Annotated in this window: 20 protein-coding genes; 14 read left to right on the forward strand and 6 right to left on the reverse strand. The window is 70.9% G+C overall.

Annotation, left to right across the window (positions count from 1 at the left end; genetic code table 11):
• The 6 genes from C3486_RS32930 to ccsB form a co-directional block, all read left to right on the forward strand.
• The coding region (locus C3486_RS32930) for a histidine phosphatase family protein (RefSeq protein ID WP_146075106.1) at window positions 1-408 on the forward strand (408 nt) is incomplete at its 5' end.
• A gap of 209 nt (window positions 409-617) precedes the next feature.
• Window positions 618-1,829, forward strand: a complete 1,212-nt coding sequence (locus C3486_RS32935) for a hypothetical protein (protein ID WP_103836535.1) — start codon at window positions 618-620, stop codon at window positions 1,827-1,829.
• 57 nt (window positions 1,830-1,886) lie between these two features.
• Window positions 1,887-2,501, forward strand: coding sequence for a TlpA disulfide reductase family protein (locus C3486_RS32940; RefSeq protein WP_103836536.1), 615 nt, complete (start codon window positions 1,887-1,889; stop codon window positions 2,499-2,501).
• A 10-nt stretch (window positions 2,502-2,511) separates the two neighbouring features.
• On the forward strand, window positions 2,512-3,276 hold the full coding sequence (locus C3486_RS32945; RefSeq protein ID WP_103836551.1) for a cytochrome c biogenesis CcdA family protein: 765 nt from the start codon (window positions 2,512-2,514) through the stop codon (window positions 3,274-3,276).
• Between the two features lie 3 nt (window positions 3,277-3,279).
• Window positions 3,280-5,034 (forward strand): cytochrome c biogenesis protein ResB, encoded by a 1,755-nt coding sequence (locus C3486_RS32950; protein ID WP_103836537.1) that lies wholly within the window; start codon window positions 3,280-3,282, stop codon window positions 5,032-5,034.
• Complete coding sequence (gene ccsB, locus C3486_RS32955) at window positions 5,031-6,119, forward strand: c-type cytochrome biogenesis protein CcsB (protein ID WP_103836538.1); 1,089 nt, start codon at window positions 5,031-5,033, stop codon at window positions 6,117-6,119. The genes C3486_RS32950 and ccsB overlap by 4 nt, the downstream gene beginning before the upstream one ends.
• 64 nt (window positions 6,120-6,183) lie before the next feature.
• Here ccsB and C3486_RS32960 read toward each other — a convergent pair whose 3' ends face one another.
• The 4 genes from C3486_RS32960 to C3486_RS32975 all read right to left on the reverse strand — a co-directional run bounded on the left by C3486_RS32960 (window position 6,184) and on the right by C3486_RS32975 (window position 10,176).
• A complete protein-coding gene (locus C3486_RS32960; RefSeq protein WP_103836539.1) occupies window positions 6,184-7,545 on the reverse strand; it encodes a hypothetical protein in 1,362 nt (453 codons plus the stop codon).
• Window positions 7,546-7,730: 185 nt separating this feature from the next.
• On the reverse strand, window positions 7,731-9,149 hold the full coding sequence (locus C3486_RS32965) for an alkaline phosphatase family protein (protein ID WP_103836540.1): 1,419 nt from the start codon (window positions 9,147-9,149) through the stop codon (window positions 7,731-7,733).
• 137 nt (window positions 9,150-9,286) lie between these two features.
• Entirely contained in the window at window positions 9,287-9,739 is a 453-nt protein-coding gene (locus C3486_RS32970) for a nucleoside deaminase (protein ID WP_103836541.1), read from the reverse strand.
• The gene (locus C3486_RS32975) at window positions 9,736-10,176 is read right to left on the reverse strand and encodes a PLD nuclease N-terminal domain-containing protein (protein WP_103836542.1); all 441 of its coding nucleotides are present in this window, start codon (window positions 10,174-10,176) and stop codon (window positions 9,736-9,738) included. Before C3486_RS32975 ends, C3486_RS32970 begins: the two co-directional genes overlap by 4 nt.
• Window positions 10,177-10,265: 89 nt before the next feature.
• Here C3486_RS32975 and C3486_RS32980 point away from each other — a divergent pair, with 89 nt between their 5' ends.
• Window positions 10,266-11,723 (forward strand): menaquinone biosynthesis decarboxylase, encoded by a 1,458-nt coding sequence (locus C3486_RS32980; RefSeq protein ID WP_103836543.1) that lies wholly within the window; start codon window positions 10,266-10,268, stop codon window positions 11,721-11,723.
• Window positions 11,720-12,622: a menaquinone biosynthesis prenyltransferase MqnP gene (mqnP, locus tag C3486_RS32985; protein WP_103836544.1), complete on the forward strand. Its 903-nt coding sequence runs from the start codon at window positions 11,720-11,722 to the stop codon at window positions 12,620-12,622. The genes C3486_RS32980 and mqnP overlap by 4 nt, the downstream gene beginning before the upstream one ends.
• 132 nt (window positions 12,623-12,754) lie before the next feature.
• Here mqnP and C3486_RS37045 read toward each other — a convergent pair whose 3' ends face one another.
• Together C3486_RS37045 and C3486_RS32995 are read right to left on the reverse strand one after the other, a co-directional pair.
• Window positions 12,755-13,630: a DUF4870 domain-containing protein gene (locus tag C3486_RS37045; RefSeq protein WP_146075107.1), complete on the reverse strand. Its 876-nt coding sequence runs from the start codon at window positions 13,628-13,630 to the stop codon at window positions 12,755-12,757.
• A 15-nt stretch (window positions 13,631-13,645) separates the two neighbouring features.
• Window positions 13,646-14,230, reverse strand: coding sequence for a rhomboid family intramembrane serine protease (locus C3486_RS32995; RefSeq protein WP_103836545.1), 585 nt, complete (start codon window positions 14,228-14,230; stop codon window positions 13,646-13,648).
• 123 nt (window positions 14,231-14,353) lie between these two features.
• Between C3486_RS32995 and C3486_RS33000 the strand changes: the two genes are divergently transcribed.
• The 6 genes from C3486_RS33000 to C3486_RS33025 form a co-directional block, all read left to right on the forward strand.
• Window positions 14,354-15,112, forward strand: a complete 759-nt coding sequence (locus C3486_RS33000) for a UbiX family flavin prenyltransferase (protein ID WP_103836546.1) — start codon at window positions 14,354-14,356, stop codon at window positions 15,110-15,112.
• A 104-nt stretch (window positions 15,113-15,216) separates the two neighbouring features.
• Complete coding sequence (locus C3486_RS33005) at window positions 15,217-15,672, forward strand: Lrp/AsnC family transcriptional regulator (protein WP_103836547.1); 456 nt, start codon at window positions 15,217-15,219, stop codon at window positions 15,670-15,672.
• A 101-nt stretch (window positions 15,673-15,773) separates the two neighbouring features.
• Window positions 15,774-16,937, forward strand: a complete 1,164-nt coding sequence (mqnE, locus tag C3486_RS33010) for an aminofutalosine synthase MqnE (RefSeq protein ID WP_103836548.1) — start codon at window positions 15,774-15,776, stop codon at window positions 16,935-16,937.
• 69 nt (window positions 16,938-17,006) lie between these two features.
• Window positions 17,007-17,531: a GNAT family N-acetyltransferase gene (locus C3486_RS33015; protein ID WP_103836549.1), complete on the forward strand. Its 525-nt coding sequence runs from the start codon at window positions 17,007-17,009 to the stop codon at window positions 17,529-17,531.
• Between the two features lie 115 nt (window positions 17,532-17,646).
• The gene (locus tag C3486_RS33020; RefSeq protein WP_103836550.1) at window positions 17,647-17,934 is read left to right on the forward strand and encodes a DUF4229 domain-containing protein; all 288 of its coding nucleotides are present in this window, start codon (window positions 17,647-17,649) and stop codon (window positions 17,932-17,934) included.
• Window positions 17,935-18,325: 391 nt separating this feature from the next.
• The coding region (locus tag C3486_RS33025; RefSeq protein ID WP_103836552.1) for a dicarboxylate/amino acid:cation symporter at window positions 18,326-19,676 on the forward strand (1,351 nt) is incomplete at its 3' end.

Genomic DNA, 19,676 nt, shown 5'->3' on the forward strand with positions numbered 1-19,676 from the left:
GGCGTCGGCGACGGCGCGCTCAAGCGCCCGGGGAACTGGAAGTACCTCACCAACCCCTTCCGGCCGTCCTGGGGCGAGCCGTACATCGAGCAGGTCGTCCGGATGATGGCGGCGCTCGGCGCGGCCCGGGACGCGGCACGCGGCCACGAGGCGGTGGCGGTCAGCCACCAGCTGCCGATCTGGATCGTGCGCAGCTTCGCCGAGCGGCGCCGGCTGTGGCACGACCCGCGCAAGCGGCAGTGCACGCTCGCGTCGCTGACGTCCTTCACCTTCCAGGGCGACCGCATCGTGTCGGTCGGCTACTCCGAGCCCGCGCTCGACCTGGTGCCCGAGCACCTGCGCGCCGGGGCCCAGCCGCGGTTCGGCCGGGGCTCCGTCAAGGGCCGGTCGAAGGCGGCCGGCGCCTGACCCCGGCGGCGGTACGCACGGACGGGCGCGGCCCTCCGTGCGTACCGCCGCCGCGCTCTTCGTTTCCTGAGCCGCCCCGCTCACGGCCGTAGCGCCGTAGATATATGCGATCTCGCCGGAACCCCGGCACCCGTCCCGCCCTCTTACCCGATGTCCGTATTTACGGGCGTTGAGTACGGCGAATCACGGTAAGTGCAGACGGGAACGGTATGAGCGCGATCAGTCGGCGGAACCTGCTGGGCATCGGAGCGGGAGCTGCCGCCGCGATCGGACTCGCGGGCTGCGGCACCGCACGGCCCGGCGACGGCGCGGGCCGGAAGGTCACCGCACAGGCCCGGCCGAAGCCGATCGGCGACGGCTCCACCGCCGAGACCGGACCCCAGCCCCACCAGCCGCCGAAGCCCGAGCCGCTGGAGCCGGGCCAGACCCCGCCGCAGTTCGTCGTCTTCTCCTGGGACGGCGCCGGTGAGGTCGGCAACGGACTCTTCCCCCGCTTCCGCCGGCTCGCCCGGGACCACGGCGCGTCGATGACGTTCTTCCTCTCCGGCCTGTACTGCCTGCCGGAGGCCAAGAAGCACCTCTACCGGCCGCCGAACAACCCGGTCGGCGCCTCCGACATCGGCTACCTCACCGACGCGCACCTCAAGGAGACGCTGCGCAACGTCCGGGCCGCCTGGCTGGAGGGCCACGAGATAGGCACCCACTTCAACGGGCACTTCTGCGCCGGCCCCGGCTCGGTCGCCCGCTGGACCCCCGCGCAGTGGCGCTCCGAGATCGACCAGGCCGTGGACTTCGTCACGAAGTGGCGGACCCACACCGGCTTCACCGACGTCGAGCCGCTGCCCTTCGACTACCGGAAGGAGCTGGCCGGCGGCCGCACCCCCTGCCTGCTCGGCCAGGACAACCTGCTGCCCACCGCGCGCGAACTGGGCTGGCGGTACGACGCCAGCTCACCCGGCGGCCGCCAGACCTGGCCGGTGAAGAAGGACGGCATCTGGGACTTCCCGCTCCAGCAGATCCCGTTCCCGGGGCACTCGTTCGAGGTCCTCTCCATGGACTACAACATGCTCGCGAACCAGTCCCGGAACTCCACCCGGGCCCCGCGCCACCACTACCCCGGCTGGCGCCGGCAGGCCACCGAGGCGTACATCTCCGGCTTCCGGCGGGCCTACGAGACCAACCGCGCCCCCTTCTTCGTCGGCAACCACTTCGAGGAGTGGAACGGCGGGATCTACATGGACGCCGTCGAGGAAGCGATCAAGCACATCGCGGGCAGCGGCCACCGGGACGTGCGGCTGGTCTCCTTCAAGCAGTTCACCGACTGGCTGGACGTGCAGGACCCGAAGGTGCTCGCCAGGCTGCGGCGGCTGGAGGTCGGCGAGCGTCCGGCGGGCGGCTGGCGGCGGTACCTCGCGGCCTGACCACGCCGACCAGGGGGGTGCGGAAGATCCACAAAAGGCCCATGCGAAACTTTTCACATGAGTGCCTGCCGCGTCCCCCGCCGCGCCCTCCGCCGCCGCCTGCTCCTGCCGGCCGCCGGTGCCGCGGCCGCCGCCGTGCTGCTGAGCGCCTGCGGATCGGGCGGTACCTCAGGAGGCTCGGAGCAGACCAAGTTCGTCCAGGGCAAGGACGGCGTCGACACCGTCAAGCCGGCCGACCGGCAGCAGGCCCCCGACATCTCGGGCGAGTCCACCAAGGGCAAGCACCTCGACGCCGCCGACTACAAGGGCAAGGTCGTCGTCCTCAACATCTGGGGATCGTGGTGCGCGCCGTGCATCGCCGAGGCCCCGAACTTCGCCAAGGTCGCCAAGGAGACCAAGGACAAGGGCGTGCAGTTCCTCGGCATCAACACCCGGGACTCCAAGAAGACCCAGGCCGTGAGCTTCGAGGAACAGCACGGCATCCCCTACCCGAGCCTGTACGACCCGATGGGCAAGCTCATGCTGCGCTTCCCCAAGGGCAGCCTGAACCCGCAGGCCATCCCCACCACCATCGCGATCGACCGCAAGGGCCGGATCGCGGCGCGGGCGCTCACCCCGCTCAGCGAGAGCGAACTGCGCAAGATGATCGACCCGCTGATCGCGGAGAAGTGATCCCGTGAGCGTGCTCGCCGCAGCCGGCACAGCCCCGAACCAGACCGTGCTCTCCGGAGCGCTGCTGGTCGCCCTGCCGGTCGCCCTGCTCGGCGGCCTGGTGTCCTTCTTCTCGCCGTGCGTGCTGCCGCTCGTACCCGGCTACATGTCGTACGTGACCGGCGTCACCGGCAGCGACCTCGGAGACGCCCGGCGCGGCCGGATGCTCGGCGGTGCCGCCCTCTTCGTCGCCGGCTTCACCGTCGTCTTCGTCTCCGGCGGCGCCCTCTTCGGGTACTTCGGGCAGACGCTCCAGGACTACAAGGACGTCATCTCCCGGGTGCTCGGCGCCCTGACCATCCTGCTCGGCCTCACCTTCATGGGCGTGCTGGGCCGCTTCGGGCAGCGCGAGTTCCGGATGCTGCACAAGCGGCCCGCGATGGGGCTGGTGGGCGCGCCGGTGCTCGGCGTGCTCTTCGGCGTCGGCTGGACGCCGTGCCTGGGCCCCACCCTGACCGCCGTGAACGCGCTGTCCTTCAACGAGGCCAGCGCGGGCCGCGGCGCGCTGCTCACCATCGCCTACTGCCTCGGCCTCGGCCTGCCCTTCATCCTGGTCGCGCTGGCCTTCCGCAAGGCGCTCGGCGCGTTCGGCTGGGTCAAGCGGCACTATGTCTGGGTGATGCGGACCGGTGGCGGGCTGCTCGTGGTGATCGGCGTCCTGCTCGTCACAGGAATCTGGGACAGCATGATGTCCGGACTGCAGAGCTGGACCACAGGCTTCACCGTTGGGATCTGATCGATGACCGCCAAGACCGACACGCGAGAGCACGAGCCCGACCTGGGCGCGGCCGGGTCCCAGCTCTCCACAGCGCCCAAGGAAGAGATCAGTCTGCCCTCCCTCGGGCCCCTCGGCTGGGCCCGCTGGTTCTGGCGCCAGCTGACCTCGATGCGGGTCGCGCTGCTGCTGCTCTTCCTGCTCTCGCTCGGCGCCGTGCCCGGCTCGCTGATCCCGCAGACCAGCATCAACCCGGTCAAGGTCGACGAGTTCAAGAAGCAGCACGACATCCTCGGGCCCGTCTACGACAAGCTCGGGATGTTCCACGTCTACAGCTCGGTGTGGTTCTCCGCGATCTACCTGCTGCTGTTCATCTCGCTGATCGGCTGCATCATCCCGCGCACCTGGCAGTTCGTCGGCCAGCTGCGCGGCCGCCCGCCGGGCGCCCCGCGCCGCCTGACCCGGCTGCCCGCGTACGCCACCTGGCGCACCACCGCCGAGCCCGAGCAGGTCCTGGAGGCCGCCCGGCGGACGCTGAAGAAGCGCCGCTTCCGCACCCACATCGTGGGCACCTCCGTGGCCTCGGAGAAGGGCTACCTCCGCGAGGCCGGCAACCTGCTGTTCCACATCGCGCTGATCGTCATGCTGGTGGCCTTCGCCGTCGGCCAGCTGTGGAAGTCCGAGGGCGGCAAGCTGATCACCGAGGGCGACGGCTTCTCCAACAGCCTGACCCAGTTCGACGACTTCAAGTCCGGGTCGTTCTTCGACACCGACGACCTGGCGCCCTTCGGCTTCAAGCTCGACAAGTTCGTCGCCACCTACGAGCGGTCCGGACCGCAGACCGGCACCCCGCGCGTCTTCCGCGCCGACGTCACCTACTTCAGCGGTGCCGACGGCAAGGAGCACAAGACCTCGATCAAGGTGAACGAGCCGCTGGACATCGGTGGCGACCGGGTCTACCTGCTCTCGCACGGCTACGCCCCCGAGGTCACCGTCAAGGACGGCACCGGCAAGGTCGTCTACGAGGGCGCGGTCCCCTTCCTGCCGCAGGACCAGAAGAACTTCACCTCCAGCGGCGTGGTGAAGGTCCCCGGCGCCAAGACCAAGGACGGCAAGAAGAACCAGCTGGGCTTCCAGGGCTTCTTCGTCCCGACCTTCGGCGGCAAGGGCTCGGGCTCGATGTTCTCCGTCTTCCCGGCACTGGACAATCCCCGGCTGACCCTCACCGCGTACCACGGTGACCTCGGCGTGGACTCCGGCCTGCCGCAGAACGTCTACCAGCTCGAGACGAAGAACCTGAAGCAGTACAAGAAGGACGGCGCGCCCTTCGCCCAGATGATGGAGCAGGGCCAGACGATGAAGCTGCCGAACGGTGACGGCAGCATCCGCTTCGACGGTGTCAAGCAGTGGGCCAGCTTCACCATCTCCCACCAGCCGGGCAACGAGCTCGCGCTGGGCGGCGCGGTCGCCGCGCTGCTGGGCCTGGCCGCCTCGCTGTTCATCCAGCGCCGCCGGGTGTGGGTGCGGGCCGAGCCGGGCCCCGACGGCGTCACCGTCGTGGAGATCGCGGGCCTCGGCCGCAGCGAGTCCGCGAAGCTCCCCGAGGAGCTGGCGGACCTGGCGTACGCCCTCCAGCCGGAGGCCCCGCAGGCGCCCGAGCCCGCATCCGAAGAGCCCGAGGAGTCCGCATCCCAGGACTCCGCCCCCGACGCAGAAGACTCCGCGGAGCCGTCCGACTCCGCCGGTAACGCTGACCCCTCCGAAGGAGCGCGCGCGTGAACCTCGCGGCCGCGGCCAACGAGAACCTGGCCCACACCAGCAATGTGCTGATCTATTCGGCGATGGCGGTCTACACCCTGGCGTTCCTCGCGCACATGGCGGAGTGGGTGTTCGGCAGCCGCAGCAAGGTGGCCCGTACGGCCGCCGCGCTCACCGCGGAGAAAACCGCGGCGCCGGCCGTGACGGTGCAGTCCAAGGCCCAGGCCGGCGGCACCGCCGTGCTGGACCGCCCCAAGGTCGTCACCCGCTCGGCGGCCGGCAGCCGGGACGTGCCCGACGGCGTCGGCGCGCACGGCGGCACCGAGAAGGGCGACCTGTACGGCCGGATCGCCATCTCGCTGACCACGCTGGCCTGGCTGATCCACGTCGGCGGCGTGGTCACCCGCGCCCTGTCGGTGCAGCGCGCGCCGTGGGGCAACATGTACGAGTTCTCCACGACGTTCGCCGCCGTCGCGGTGGCGGTGTACCTGATCCTGCTGGTCGCCAAGAAGAACGTGCGCTGGATCGGCCTGCCGCTGGTCACCACCGTCCTGCTCGACCTCGGCCTCGCCGTCTCGGTCCTCTACACCGCCAGTGACCAGCTGGTCCCGGCGCTGCACTCGTACTGGCTGTGGATCCACGTCAGCTGCGCGATCATCTCCGGCGCCGTGCTCTACATGGGCGCGGTGGCCACGCTGCTGTACCTCTTCCGCGACCGGTACGAGACGAAGCTCGCCAACCCGCAGGGCAAGCAGCCGGGCGCCTTCGCCAAGTCCGTGCTGGAGCGGCTGCCCGCGGCCGCCACGCTCGACAAGTTCGCGTACCGCATCAACGCGACGGTCTTCCCGCTGTGGACGTTCACGATCATCGCGGGCGCCATCTGGGCCGAGGCCGCGTGGGGCCGCTACTGGGGCTGGGACCCCAAGGAGGTCTGGTCCTTCATCACGTGGGTGGCCTACGCCTGCTACCTGCACGCCCGCGCCACCGCCGGCTGGAAGGGCCGCAAGGCCGCCTACCTGGCCCTGATCGCCTTCGCCTGCTACCTCTTCAACTACTACGGCGTGAACATCTTCGTCACCGGCCTGCACTCCTACGCCGGGGTCTGACCCGAGGACAGCAGCCGTCGCCGCGGCGGGCCGGGAACACTTCCCGGCCCGCCGCGGCCGCATTTCAGCGGCGGGTCAGCTGCACGGTGGCGGTCGCCGTCGCCGACGTGTGCCGCGCGTCGCCCCCGTAGGTGACGGTGTACGTCACCTCACCTTCGCCGCGCGGCCGGTCGGTCACCTCGAAGGTGCCGTCGGCGGCCACGGTCGCGCTGCCCAGCGGGACGGCCGAGCCACCTGCCGGGCCGGTGCGCGTCACCTCGACCGAGGTTCCCCCGGCGTACGGCAGCTTGGCGGTCAGCGTGCCGGAGACGGTCAGCGGCGGGCCGGACGGGGCGGTGGCCGGCGCCTCGGCGGTGAGCTGCGAGTCGGCCTTGGCCGCCTCGGTCAGCACCTTGAGCTGGAGCGCCGTGCCGGCGCCGGTGATCGCGAAGAGCCGGCTGCCGTCCGGTGCCCACTCCAGGCCGCGCGTCGCGAGGGTCGCGTTGGCCGTGCCCTTGACCTCGTACGTGCGGTACGCCGAAGCCGCGCCCGGCGTGAAGAGGTAGATGTCGTCCTCGTAGTACCCGTCGATGCCCGCGGCGACCGTGCCGTCCGGGGCGACGGCCACCGCGTTCGGGTACGGGTTGGTCGGGTAGCTGCCGTTGGGCGACAGGTCGGAGAGCTTGAAGACCTGCTGCTTGTACGGCGCGCCGCTGGCCACGACCACGTTCTCGCCGTCGGCGGCGACGGCCATGTCGCGGAGGTTGGAGGTGGTGGAGGAGCCGTCGCCCGGGTTCCAGACCTTGGCCTTCTCCACCGGGTGGCCGGAGGCCACGTCGTACACGGCCACGGTGGCCGGGCTGGAGCCCACCTCGCCCGCGACGAGGGTGCCCGGCGCGGCCGGCGAGGCGGCCAGTAGCGGGGCGTTGTACCAGGCGTACGCCGGGACCTCGTCCGTGGTGACGACCGGCTCGGCGCCCGAGAGGTCGACCGCGCCGATGCCGCCGCCCCTGGAGCCGTAGAAGCTGAACCAGACCTTGCCGCCGGTGACGACCGGGGTGGACGGCTGATTGCCCGTACCGGTCGCGTAGCGCGCGGTCTCGGTGAGCGAGCCGGTGTCGATCGCGGCGATCGCCTCGCCCTTGGACAGGCCGACGTAGAGCGTCCCGGAGTCCTCGGAGAGCGCGAGCCCGGACGCGCCCTGCTCGCCCGGTATCTGCCCGACGAGCTTCCCGTCGTAGTCGGCGACCAGCACGCTGTCGCTGTTCGGGGCGCTCATGAACACCCGTTGGTGGACCCCGTCCACGACGGTGTCGGTGATGTGATCGGCGGGCAGGGGAGTGGAGCTGTCGGCGTACGCGGGACCGGCGGACCCGGGGCCGAAGAGCGTGGCGGTTCCGGCGAGGGCCGTCAGCGCGAGGGCGCTGACGAGTCTTCGTGTGCGCAAGTGCTTCATCCTCTGAACGAGCTCTTGACGAGCATGCTGAACCGACGGCCGGAAGACCCGGCCGCGAGGATGGCGATGGGGGGTACGGACGGGCGGCGGGCAGGGGAAACCCCTGGTCGCGGCCGGTTCGTCGCGCCGCGCAGAACAGTAGGGCACGGCACTGACAGCGGCGGGCCGCCGCCGGGTCAGCGGCGTTTGCGGATGCCGGGTTCCTGGCGGGGCGGGGTCTGGCCGGCGGTGGGCAGGGGCGGCTTCGGCAGGGTTGCGACCTCGTGCCTGGCCGCGGCCAGCCGCTCGGCGGTGTCGCGCGGCAGGCGCGGCGGCCGCCGGGTGCCCTGGCCGAAGCCGAACGCCGAGGTCAGGTCGCCGAAGGTGGCGCGGCGCCAGTCGGTGATGTGGGGCTCCTCGACGCCGGTGAAGCGCTCCAGGAACTGCAGGACGGAGGTGTGGTCGAAGGGGTCGCCGGCGGCCCAGCCGCCCACCGTCCACGGCGAGACGAGCAGGCAGGGGACGCGGAAGCCGCCGCCGATCGGCAGCCCGCCGATGAACTCGTCCTTCGTGCCGGCCGGCGGCACCGGCGGCGGTACGTGGTCGAAGAGCCCGTCGTTCTCGTCGTAGTTCAGGATGAACGCGGTCTTCCGCCACACCTTCGGGTTGCTCGCGATGGCCTCGATCTTGCGCGCGACGAAGTCGGCACCGGCGGCCGGAAGGTAGTCCGGGTGCTCCGACTCGGCGGCCGTGGGGATGATCCAGGACACGGCCGGCAGCCGGTCGTTGCGTGCGTCGTCCTCGAAGGTGCCGGCGGGCCGCGGCCGCACGCCCCGCTCGTACAGCGCGTCGCCGGGCCGGGCGTCGCGGAAGGTCTGGAACTGCTCCAGCAGGTTGCAGCCGTAGTCGTCGTCCTGCTGGTAGACCTGCCAGCTCACGCCCGCCGCCTGCAGCCGCTCGGCGTACGTCGTCCAGCGGTACGGCCGGGGCGCGGCGTTGTGCACGACCGGGCCGCCCTGCGTGCCGCCGGGGTCGATGGTGCCGGTCATCCAGTACAGCCGGTTCGGCCAGGTCGGTCCCAGGACGGAGCAGAAGTAGCTGTCGCAGACGGTGAACGCCTCGGCGAGCGCGAAGTGGAACGGGATGTCGGCACGGGTGTAGTAGCCCATGACGTACGGGCCGTTCCGGCCGTCCGCCCTGCGGTGCGCGGGCAGCCAGCGGTCCATCCGGCCGCCGTTCCAGGACGCGTGCTGCACGGACCGGGCGTGGCTGGTGGACGGGATGGCCTGGGCGCTGGAGGCGCGCGTGTCCAGGTGGAACGGGAGCAGGTAGCCGTCCGGGTTCTCCGCGTCCGGCTGGTGGAAGACCGAGCGGCCGGTGGAGAGGGTGAGCGCGTCGGGGTCGGCGAAGCCGCGCACGCCGCGCAGCGTGCCGAAGTAGTGGTCGAACGAACGGTTCTCCTGCATCAGCAGCACGACGTGCTCGATGTCGTCGAGCGAGCCGCCCCGGGGCGGCCCGGCCGCGACCGCCCGGCGCACGCTCGGCGGCAGCAGCGAGAGCGCGGCGCCGCCGGCCACCGCGCCCGCAGCGGAGCCGAGGAGCCTGCGCCGGGTCATGTGCCCGGGGCATGCTCCGGGCCGGGGCCGTCCACCGATGACGCTCATCGTGGGCAGCGTAGGCCGGGGCCGCCGCTTTCTGACGGAGGCTCAGAGAAAGGTCACGCGAGCGGCCGGGTGCCGCCGGACACCGGTGCTCAGTCCGCGCCGATGTCCTCGTGCCACAGCTCGGGCCGCTCGGCGATGAAGCCGCGCATCATCGCCACGCACTCCGGATCGTCCAGCACCACGATCTCCACGCCGTGCTCGGCCAGCCAGTCGTGGCCGCCGTGGAACGTCTCCGCCTCACCGATCACCACCCGGGAGATCCCGAACTGGCGGACCAGGCCGCTGCAGTACCAGCAGGGCGAAAGCGTGGTCACCATGGTCGTGCCCTTGTACGAGCGCTGCCGCCCGGCGGCCCGGAACGCCGCCGTCTCGGCGTGCACCGACGGGTCGCCGTCCTGCACCCGGCGGTTGTGGCCGCGCCCCAGCAGCGTGCCGTCGGGGCCGTACAGCGCGGCGCCGATCGGGACGCCGCCCGAGGCGAGTCCGGCCCGGGCCTCGGCCACCGCCGTGGCCAGCATCGCGGACGTGCCGGGGCCGCTCATTCGTCCCGCTCCCCGGACTCCTTGCGCTCCCCGCCCTCGCGGCGCTCCCCGGCCTCCGGCTCCCCGGACTCCCGGCGCCGCAGCTCCTCCTCGCGGCGCTTGAGGTCCGCCTCCCAGTCCTTGAGCAGCGCCTCGTCGGCGTCCCGCTGCTGAGCCCGCTCGCGCGCGGAGAGCGACTGCAGGAACTCGGGGTTGTCGTCCGGCGCGACCCAGCCGCCGCGCCCGCGCCCGGCACCGCCGCCCCCGGCGGCCAGCGCCGCGCGGTCCTTGCCGACGATCAGCCAGGACACCGATCCGACGAGCGGGAAGAGCAGGACGAGGATCGCCCAGAGCACCTTCGGCATGTGGCGCACATGCTTCTCATCGGTGGTGACGCAGTCGATGAACGCGTAGATGCTCAGTGCCAGCGGCACCAGGATCATCAGCACCCGCAGCATGTGTCGCTCCCCCTGGGAGTGGCCGGGCGGGCCGGTGAGCGCGGCCCCAGTGACCAGTCCAGGGTAGTGCGTACCGGATACTGGGATGCATGGCTTATGACGATCTTCGCTCGTTCCTGCGCGCGCTCGACCGCGAAGGCGACCTCAAGCGCATCAAGGCCGAGGTCGATCCGCATCTGGAGGTCGGGGAGATCGTCGACCGCGTGCAGAAGGCCGGCGGCCCGGCGCTCCTCTTCGAGAACGTCAAGGGCTCGGCGATGCCGCTGGCCATGAACGTCTACGGCACCGACCGCCGCCTGCTCAAGGCGCTGGGCCTCTCGTCGTACGACGAGATCAGCGACCGGATCGGCGGCCTGCTCAAGCCCGAGCTGCCGCAGGGCTTCGTCGGCATCCGTGAGGCGTTCGGCAAGCTCGCGAACATGACGCACGTCCCGCCGCGCAAGGTGAAGGGCGACGACGCGCCGGTGCAGGAGGTCGTCCTCAAGGGCGACGAGGTGGACCTGGACCGGCTGCCGGCGCTGTTCACCTGGCCCGAGGACGGCGGCTCGTTCTTCAACCTGGGCCTGACCCACACCAAGGACCCCGGGACCGGCGTCCGCAACCTCGGGCTGTACCGCCTGCAGCGCCACGACAAGCGCACGATCGGCATGCACTGGCAGATCCACAAGGACAGCCGGAACCACTACCAGGTCGCCGCCAAGCGCGGCGAGAAGCTGCCGGTCGCCATCGCCTTCGGCTGCCCGCCGGCCGTGACGTACGCCTCGACGGCGCCGCTCCCCGGCGACATCGACGAGTACCTCTTCGCCGGTTTCCTGCAGGGCAAGCGGATCGAGATGGTCGACTGCAAGACCGTGCCGCTCCAGGTCCCGGCCAACGCCGAGGTGGTCCTGGAGGGCTGGCTGGAGCCGGGCGAGATGCGGCCCGAGGGCCCCTTCGGGGACCACACCGGCTTCTACACGCCGCAGGAGGACTTCCCTGCGCTGACCATCGACTGCGTCACGATGCGCAAGCGTCCGCTGCTCCAGTCGATCGTGGTCGGCCGGCCGCCGACGGAGGACGGGCCGCTGGGCCGGGCCACGGAGCGGTTCTTCCTCCCGCTGCTCAAGATCATCATTCCGGACATCGTGGACTACCACCTGCCGGAGTCCGGGGGCTTCCACAACTGCGCGATCGTCTCGATCGACAAGAAGTACCCCAAACACGCCCAGAAGGTGATGCACGCCATCTGGGGCGCACACATGATGTCCCTGACCAAGCTGATCGTGGTGGTGGACGCCGACTGCGACGTGCACAACTACCACGAGGTCGCCTGGCGGGCGCTAGGCAACACCGACTACGCCCGCGACCTGACCGTCGTCGAGGGTCCGGTCGACCATCTGGACCACGCCTCCTACCAGCAGTTCTGGGGCGGCAAGGCCGGTATCGACGCGACCGCGAAGTGGCCCGGGGAGGGGTACACGCGGGACGGCGGCTGGCCGGAGATGGTCGCCTCGGACCCCGCGACCGCGGACAAGGTGACCCGCCGATGGAAGGAGTACGGCCTGTGAGCAGCGCCTCAGCGGCCATTCCGCAGCCGGGCCGTACCAAGGCCTTCCTGCGACTCGTCATGATCGAGCACTCGGTGTTCGCGCTGCCCTTCGCGTACATCGCCGCGCTGACCGCGATGTTCCGGGTGGACGGGCGCGTCCACTGGTGGGAGCTGCTGCTCGTCACCGTCGCGATGGTGGGCCTGCGCACCTTCGCGATGGCCGCGAACCGGATCATCGACCGCGAGATCGACGCCCGCAATCCGCGCACCGCCCACCGCGAGCTGGTCACCGGCGCGATGTCGGTGAAGCACGCCTGGACCGGCGCGCTGGTCGCGCTCGTCGTCTTCCTCGCCGCCGCCGCGCTGCTCAACCCGCTGTGCCTGGCGCTGGCCCCCGTCGCGGTGATCCCGATGGTGGTCTATCCGTACGGCAAGCGGTTCACCAACTTCCCGCAGGCCATCCTCGGTCTCGCCCAGGCCATGGGCCCGGTCGGCGGCTGGCTGGCGATCACCGGCGAGTGGTCCTGGGAGGCGGTGATCCTCGGCCTCGCGGTGGGCATCTGGATCGGCGGCTTCGACCTGATCTACGCCTGCCAGGACGTCGAGACCGACCGCGAGGTCGGCGTGAAGTCCGTGCCGGCCCGCTTCGGCATCCCGGCCGCCATTCGGGGCGCGCGCGTCTGCCACACGGTCACCACGGCGCTGTTCGTGTGGTTCGCGCTGGCCACCGGTGCCGGGGTCTTCTTCTGGGTCGGCCTGGTGATCGTCGCGGGCGCGTTCCTGTACGAGCACTCGATCGTCCGGCCGCACGACCTCTCCCGGCTGAACCGGGCGTTCTTCCAGGTCAACGGCTTCATCGGGATCGCGCTGTTCGTCTGTGCGCTGCTGGACCTGCTGGTGCGCGGGCTCGGCGTCTGACGGCGGCGGAGCACGGACGAGGGGCCGGTACCCGGGCGGGTACCGGCCCCTTCGCCGTCCGTGTGCGGGCCCTCGGCACGACGGCGTCCGCGTGCGGAAGCCGTCCGCCGGGCCGCCTCGGGGCGTGCGGCCTCAGTTCTTGACGAAACGCCAGGCCACGAGCTTGGGGTAGCTCCACATGACCCCGCTGTTGGCCCGGACCGTGCCGATGATGCCGAAGACCAGCGCGGTGATCCAGTACGCGCCGAAGAGGACCAGGTAGACGATCAGCGGGACGAGGAAGACCATGCCGGGGTCGCCCGTGCCGGTGTCCGCGGTCACGCCGGCACCGATCGCCACGGCGAAGTACAGCACGGCGGTGATGACCGCCATGATCGCCTGGGTGATGCCGTAGTTCATCCCCTGGGCCGCGTGGTGGCGGACGTAGGGGTCCTGCTCGTTCTGCGCGTTGTTGCGGATGGCGAGCGGGGCGATCCAGCCGCAGACCATGCCGATGCAGCACATGCCCGTGCCGACGAAGACGGTGAGCACGGCGCCGAGGTGCGCCCACATCGCCGGGGAGGTCGAGGGGCGGGGCTGCGGGTGGCCGTATCCGGGCTGGCCGCCCCAGCCGGGGCCGCCGGGGGTGCCGGGTGCGCCGTACGGCTGCTGCTGGCCGACGCCGGGGACGTACGCGCCGTACTGCGGGCCGCCGGGTGCGCCGTACTGCTGGCCGCCCGGCGCCCCGCCGTACTGCTGTCCGCCGGGTGCGGCGCCGTACGGCTGGCCGTACCCGGGAGCGCCGCCCGGAGCGCCGCCCTGCGGCTGCTGCGGGGCATGGGGCTGCTGCGCGTTCGGCTGCTGCGGCTGCTGCGGCTGCTGCGCGTTCGGCTGCTGGGGCGGCTGTCCCTCGGACGGCGGCTCGGATGCTGACTTGTCGAACTCGACCACGGGCTGATCTCCCCCGATGACGTAACTACTCGCGCCGAGGCGCTGGACACAGATGCGCGCGCCGTGGCACCGGCGCATGCGCGTGCAGCGAGACTACGGGACACGGCCGGCGGAGCGGAGGGCCGGAGTCCGCACCCGGAAGACGAACGCGGCCAGCACCCCGCCGGCCAGTCCGAAGAAGTGCGCCTGCCAGCTGATGCCGTCGGCGGCCGGGAGCGCGCCCCACAGGATCGAGCCGTAGAGCACCGCGACGAGCAGGCCGAGGGCGATGTCCAGGGCCTTGCGCTCGATGAAGCCGCGCACGACGAGGTAGCCGAAGAGTCCGAAGATCACGCCGGAGACGCCCGCGGTATTGCTCCCCGGCGGGGATATCAGCCAGACGCCCAGGCCGCTGACGACGGCGATGAGCAGCACGACTCCGGCCAGTCTGCGGACCCCGGCGCGGAGTGCTGCCAGGAAGCCGAGCACGAGCAGCGGGAGGGTGTTGGCCATCAGGTGGGCGAAGCCGAAATGGACGGCGGTCGCCGGAATCACGTCGATCAGCTCGCTCAGCTCGCGCGGCCGGATGCCGAAGCTGTCCAGCGCATGGCCGCTGGCGGCGTCCACCGCCTCCAGGATCCACAGCACTCCGACCCAGGCCAGCACCAGCAGCGCGGCGGGCTTGGCGCGTGCTCCCATGTCGGCCCTCCTCCGTCCGGGCACCGGGCGTCGCCGGATGCGTGCGGCCGGGGTGGCCGCACGAGCTCACAAGCAACAACGGCTGTGACGGTGCTTCTGGTTCCGCCGGATAGGCTCGGTGCCGTGGAGCCGCCGCACAACGTCACCAGTCAGCACGCCGGCCCGGACCGCCGCAGGCCGTGGATCGTCGGGATCTCCGGCGCGTCCGGCACCCCGTACGCCGCGTCCGTGCTGCGCGGGCTGCTGGCCGCGGGCGAGGCCGTGGACCTGGTGGTGAGCCGGGCGGCGCGGCTGACGCTGCTGGACGAGACGGGCATCTCCTTCCGGGACGCGCACTGGCGCACGGACCTGCGCGAGTGGCTGGCGCGCGGTGCGGACGGGAAGCCGGACACCTTTCCGGTCTCCGAGGCGGATCTGGCGGACGTGCGGCACTGGCCGGCCGGTGACCTGGCGGCGGGCCCGTCGTCGGGCTCGTATCCGGCCAGGGGCATGCTGATCGTGCCGGCGAGCACGGCGTGCGTGGCCGGGGTGGCGCTGGGGCTGTCCAAGGACCTGCTGCAGCGGACGGCGAGCGTGACGCTGAAGGAGCGCAGGCCGCTGGTGGTCGCGGTGCGCGAGACGCCGCTGAACGGGCAGACCCTCAAGCACCTGGTCGCGCTGGACGAGGCGGGCGCCGTGGTGCTGCCGGCCTCGCCCGCGTTCTACGCCGGGGCGACGCACATCCAGGACCTGGTGGACTTCGTGGCCGGCCGGGCGCTGGACGCCGCCGGGGTGCCGCACGGTCTGTACCGGCGCTGGGAGGGCGAGCTGGGCGGCGCGGCGCGCCGGAGCGGTCGGGACGGCGGTACCGCGACCGGCGGCGAGGCCGACAGAGCTCAATGATCAATTTGTGATTTTACCTGGGATTGCAGGCCAAATCGCCCTGCATGCCTTAGATTCTCTAATCAGTAATGGCAGTGCGGAAAGATTGAAAGGTCGGGGACGCAATGGACGCGGTGGACAGGCAGCTCATCCAGGCACTGCGCGAGAACGGCAGGGCCTCCTACGCGGAGCTCGGCCGGCTCGTGGGTCTCTCCGGCCCCAGCGTCACGGACCGCATCAACCGGCTGGAGTCGGCCGGCGTGATCACCGGCTATCGCGCCACCGTCGACGCCGCCTCGCTGGGCCTGGGCGTCACGGCCCTGGTCGGCATCTCGCTGACGGACGCCACCGACCACGAGGACGTCGCCCACCGGCTGCGTGACCTCGCCGAGATCGAGGACTGCTGGTTCATCGCCGGCGACGACTCCTACATGCTCAAGGTCCGGGTGAGCGACGTGGACGGCCTGGAGCGGACCATCCGCCGGCTCTCCGGTACCAAGGGCGTGTCCCGTACGCGCACCACCGTCGTGCTCTCCACGAAGTGGGAGAACCGCGTCGGGGAGCTGCCCGAGGAGGAGTGACGGCCGCCGGCCGGCCCGGCACGGGGGCGCCGAGCGGCCGGAAACCGGGGGAGTAAGGTCGACAAAGCTTGTATTCGGCAGAAACATGGAGGCGGACCGGAATGGACGCTGGGCTCAAGCGCGAGCTGGAGGAGAAGGTCCACGCCGGTGAGCGGCTGACCCGTGAGGACGGCATCGCCCTCTACGAGTCGGATGACCTGGCGTGGCTCGGCGGCCTCGCGCACGAGGTGCGCACCCGCAAGAACGGCGACGTGGTGCACTTCAACGTCAACCGTCACCTCAACATGACGAACGTGTGCACCGCCTCCTGCGCGTACTGCTCCTTCCAGCGCAAGCCCGGTGAGAAGGACGCCTACACGATGCGCATCGAGGAGGCCGTCCGCCTGGCCAAGGCCATGGAGAACGAGAACCTCACCGAGCTGCACATCGTCAACGGCCTGCACCCGAACCTGCCCTGGCGCTACTACCCCCGCTCCCTGAAGGCCCTCAAGGAAGCGCTGCCGAACGTCGGCCTGAAGGCCTTCACGGCGACCGAGATCCACCACTTCGAGACCATCTCGGGCATGGACGCCTCCGAGATCCTCGACGAACTGATCGACGCCGGCCTGGAGTCGCTGACCGGCGGCGGCGCGGAGATCTTCGACTGGGAGGTCCGCCAGCACATCGTCGACCACCGCACCCACTGGGAGGACTGGTCGCGGATCCACCGCCTGGCGCACCAGAAGGGCCTCAAGACGCCCTCCACGATGCTGTACGGGCACATCGAGGAGCCGCGCCACCGCGTCGACCACGTGCTGCGGCTGCGCGAACTGCAGGACGAGACCGGCGGCTTCCAGGTCTTCATCCCGCTGCGGTACCAGCACGACTTCGTGGACATGAAGGACGGCAAGATCCGCAACAAGCTCCAGGCGCGGACCACGATGGCCACCGGCGCCGAGGCGCTGAAGACCTTCGCCGTCTCCCGGCTGCTCTTCGACAACGTGCCGCACGTGAAGTGCTTCTGGGTCATGCACGGCCTGCAGACGACGCAGCTGGCGCTGCAGCACGGCGCTGACGACATGGACGGCTCGGTCGTCGAGTACAAGATCACCCACGACGCCGACAACTACGGCACGCCGAACAAGCTCACCCGTGAGGACCTGCTGGAGCTCATCCGGGACGCGGGCTTCCGGCCGGTCGAGCGCAACACCCGGTACGAGATCATCAAGGAGTACCCGGGTCCGGACGCGCACCGCCGCGACGAGCCCCAGCCGATGCGGGTGTGACGCAGCGCCCGGTACGCGTGTGACCGGGCGCGCTCCGCGTTGTCAGAGGTGACGATTAGGGTCCAGAACATGAGCATCCGCTTCGATCTGGACCCTTCCGTCACTCCGGAGCTGCGCGACGGCATCTGCACCCTGTGGGCGGACGTCTCCAACGCCGGCGGCGCGGTCGGATTCGTGCCGCCCGTGACCCGCGAGGACATCCGCCCCGAGCTGGTGAAGCACCTGGCGGCGATGGCCGAGGGCCGGGCCCGGCTGATCGTCGGCCGGGACGCGGCGGGCGCCCCGCTGGCCACGGCGTTCCTGTACGCCAACACCCACCGCCTGATGCGGCACTGGCTGTGGGTCTACAGCGTGATGGTCCACCCGTCCCTGCAGGGGCGGGGCGTGGGCCGCGAGCTGATGGCCGCGGTCGGGGACGCCGCGCGCGCCACCGAGGGGATACGGGGCATCCGGCTCACCTGCCGCGGCGGCACCGGCGCGGACCGCTTCTACGCCTCCTGCGGGTTCAAGGAGGTCGGCCGGGTACCCGACGCCATCAAGGTCGCCGACGACGACTACCGCGACGACATCACGATGTGGTCCGAGGTGGCCTGATGCCGCCCGCGGGGCGGCCCGGACCGCCGGTGCCGGGGGCGGCCAAGATCACACAGGGTGCTGTGCTTGACTGGATGCAGACCCTTTCGGTTGTCGTTGAGAAGAAGGTCCGACCGTGAGCAGCCAGAAGCACGCCGCACTCCTGTACACCGCTTCCCGCGTTGGCCTGTTCGTCGTCTGCTTCGCGGTCGTCTGGGTCCTCGCGTACCTCCACGTCATCCCGCTGGCCGTGGGCGCCTCGAACACCGTCTGGATGCTGCTGCTCGCCATCGTGATCTCCGCGCCGCTCAGCTTCGTGCTGCTGCGCAAGCAGCGGGACGCGATGTCCCAGCAGATCGTGGCGCGGGTCGACCGCCAGAAGGCCCGGCTCGCCGCCAACCGCAGCCAGGAGGACGGCGTCTGAGCACGCCGCGCCGCCGCCCCGACGGCGTGCGACACCTGCCTGTTGGCATGTGACACGCCTCACGCCGCTTTTCCGCCCGCCCGTGGAGTTTCCGCTCCACCGGCGGGCGTTGTGCTGTGACGTCCGGCCCGGCGCCGGAGCAGGCCAAAGATTTTCTTTGAGTACCCCAAAGTTCAAGTGTTAACGTATCGGACATGAAGACAGCAGTAGCGCACCCGTTCCCCATGAGCCGCAGGCTCGTGGCGCGCCTGCACGTCGATCTTTGCCGCTGTCTGTCCGCGGCCTGTTGCCGCCGCTGACGTCACCGCGACGTCCGCGCAGCGGCCGGAGATCCAGCAACCGGACCTCCTGGCGCCTCACGCCCTCTTCCCGAAGCCTGCACGCACCCGGAGTGTGCCCGTTGTCCACGTCTTCCGAGACCTCCCCCAAGACCTCACGCATACCGAAGGTCCCCTTCTGGGCGCAGATCCTGCTGGGTCTCGTCCTCGGTGTGCTCCTCGGCTGGATCGCCAAGAGCGGCGACGTCGGCTGGCTGGTCACCACCCTCGGCAAGATCGGTGAGCTCTTCGTCCAGCTGCTGAAGCTGGCCGTCGCGCCGCTGGTCTTCTTCGCCATCGTGGTGTCGATCACCAACCTGCGGCAGGTCAACAACGCCGCCCGGCTCGCCACCCGCACCCTGCTGTGGTTCATGGTCACCTCGCTCATCGCGGTGGCCATCGGCCTGGCGATCGGCCTGATCACCAACCCCGGCTCCGGCACGGGCCTGACCCCGGCCGACGGCTCCAAGCCCGACCACGCCGGTACCTGGCTCGACTTCCTGACCGGGATCATCCCGACCGACATCATCACGCCCTTCACCGAGCTGCAGGTGCTGCAGATCGTCTTCATGGCGGCCGTCGTCGGCATCGCCGCGCTCCAGCTGGGCGAGAAGGCCGAGCCGGTCCTGCGGCTCAGCCGCTCCGCGCTGGAGCTGCTGCAGAAGGCCCTGTGGTGGGTCATCCGGCTCGCCCCGCTGGGCACGCTGGGCCTGATCGGCAACGCGATCGCCACGTACGGCTGGAACCTCATCGGCAAGTACGCGACCTTCACCGTCGACATCTACGTCGGCTGCGCGCTGGTGATGTTTGGCGTCTACCCGCTGCTGCTGTCCCTGGTCGGCAAGGTCAACCCGCTGCAGTTCTTCCGCGGCGCCTGGCCCGCGATCCAGCTGGCCTTCGTCTCCCGCTCCTCGGTCGGCACCATGCCGGTCACCCAGAAGGTCACCGAGCGCCTCGGCGTCCCGAAGGAGTACGCGTCCTTCGCCGTGCCCTTCGGCTCGACCACCAAGATGGACGGCTGCGCCTCCATCTACCCGGCGCTCGCCGCGATCTTCATCGCGCAGATCTTCGACGTGCACCTCGGCATCGCCGACTACGTGCTGATCGTCTTCGTCTCGGTCATCGGCTCGGCCGCGACCGCCGGCCTCACCGGCGCCACGGTCATGCTGACCCTGACCCTCTCCACGCTCGGCCTGCCGCTGGCCGGTGTCGGTCTGCTCATGGCCATCGACCCGATCCTGGACATGATGCGTACCGCCACCAACGTGGCCGGCCAGGTCGTCGTCCCGATCCTGGTCTCCGCCAAGGAGAAGATCCTGGACCGCGACGCGTACGCCGGCGCGACCAGCATCAGCGTGGGCGACGACGCGGAGACGGCCGCAGCGGCCGACGAGGCGGACCGGAAGGCCGGCGTCCCGGCAGCCG

This window comes from Streptomyces sp. Ru73 (assembly GCF_002920575.1).
GTDB lineage: Bacteria > Actinomycetota > Actinomycetes > Streptomycetales > Streptomycetaceae > Streptomyces.

What these genes read in the sequence shown, in the direction of transcription:
- C3486_RS32940 (WP_103836536.1), top strand. Translation starts at nt 1,887, where the DNA reads ATGAGTGCCTGCCGCGTCCCCCGCCGCGCCCTCCGCCGCCGCCTGCTC.
- C3486_RS32970 (WP_103836541.1), bottom strand. Translation starts at nt 9,739, where the DNA reads ATGAGCGGCCCCGGCACGTCCGCGATGCTGGCCACGGCGGTGGCCGAG.
- C3486_RS32965 (WP_103836540.1), bottom strand. Translation starts at nt 9,149, where the DNA reads ATGACCCGGCGCAGGCTCCTCGGCTCCGCTGCGGGCGCGGTGGCCGGC.
- C3486_RS32975 (WP_103836542.1), bottom strand. Translation starts at nt 10,176, where the DNA reads ATGCTGCGGGTGCTGATGATCCTGGTGCCGCTGGCACTGAGCATCTAC.
- mqnE (WP_103836548.1), top strand. Translation starts at nt 15,774, where the DNA reads ATGGACGCTGGGCTCAAGCGCGAGCTGGAGGAGAAGGTCCACGCCGGT.
- C3486_RS32935 (WP_103836535.1), top strand. Translation starts at nt 618, where the DNA reads ATGAGCGCGATCAGTCGGCGGAACCTGCTGGGCATCGGAGCGGGAGCT.
- C3486_RS33005 (WP_103836547.1), top strand. Translation starts at nt 15,217, where the DNA reads ATGGACGCGGTGGACAGGCAGCTCATCCAGGCACTGCGCGAGAACGGC.
- C3486_RS32980 (WP_103836543.1), top strand. Translation starts at nt 10,266, where the DNA reads ATGGCTTATGACGATCTTCGCTCGTTCCTGCGCGCGCTCGACCGCGAA.
- C3486_RS37045 (WP_146075107.1), bottom strand. Translation starts at nt 13,630, where the DNA reads ATGCGCCGGTGCCACGGCGCGCGCATCTGTGTCCAGCGCCTCGGCGCG.
- C3486_RS32995 (WP_103836545.1), bottom strand. Translation starts at nt 14,230, where the DNA reads ATGGGAGCACGCGCCAAGCCCGCCGCGCTGCTGGTGCTGGCCTGGGTC.
- C3486_RS32950 (WP_103836537.1), top strand. Translation starts at nt 3,280, where the DNA reads ATGACCGCCAAGACCGACACGCGAGAGCACGAGCCCGACCTGGGCGCG.
- C3486_RS33015 (WP_103836549.1), top strand. Translation starts at nt 17,007, where the DNA reads ATGAGCATCCGCTTCGATCTGGACCCTTCCGTCACTCCGGAGCTGCGC.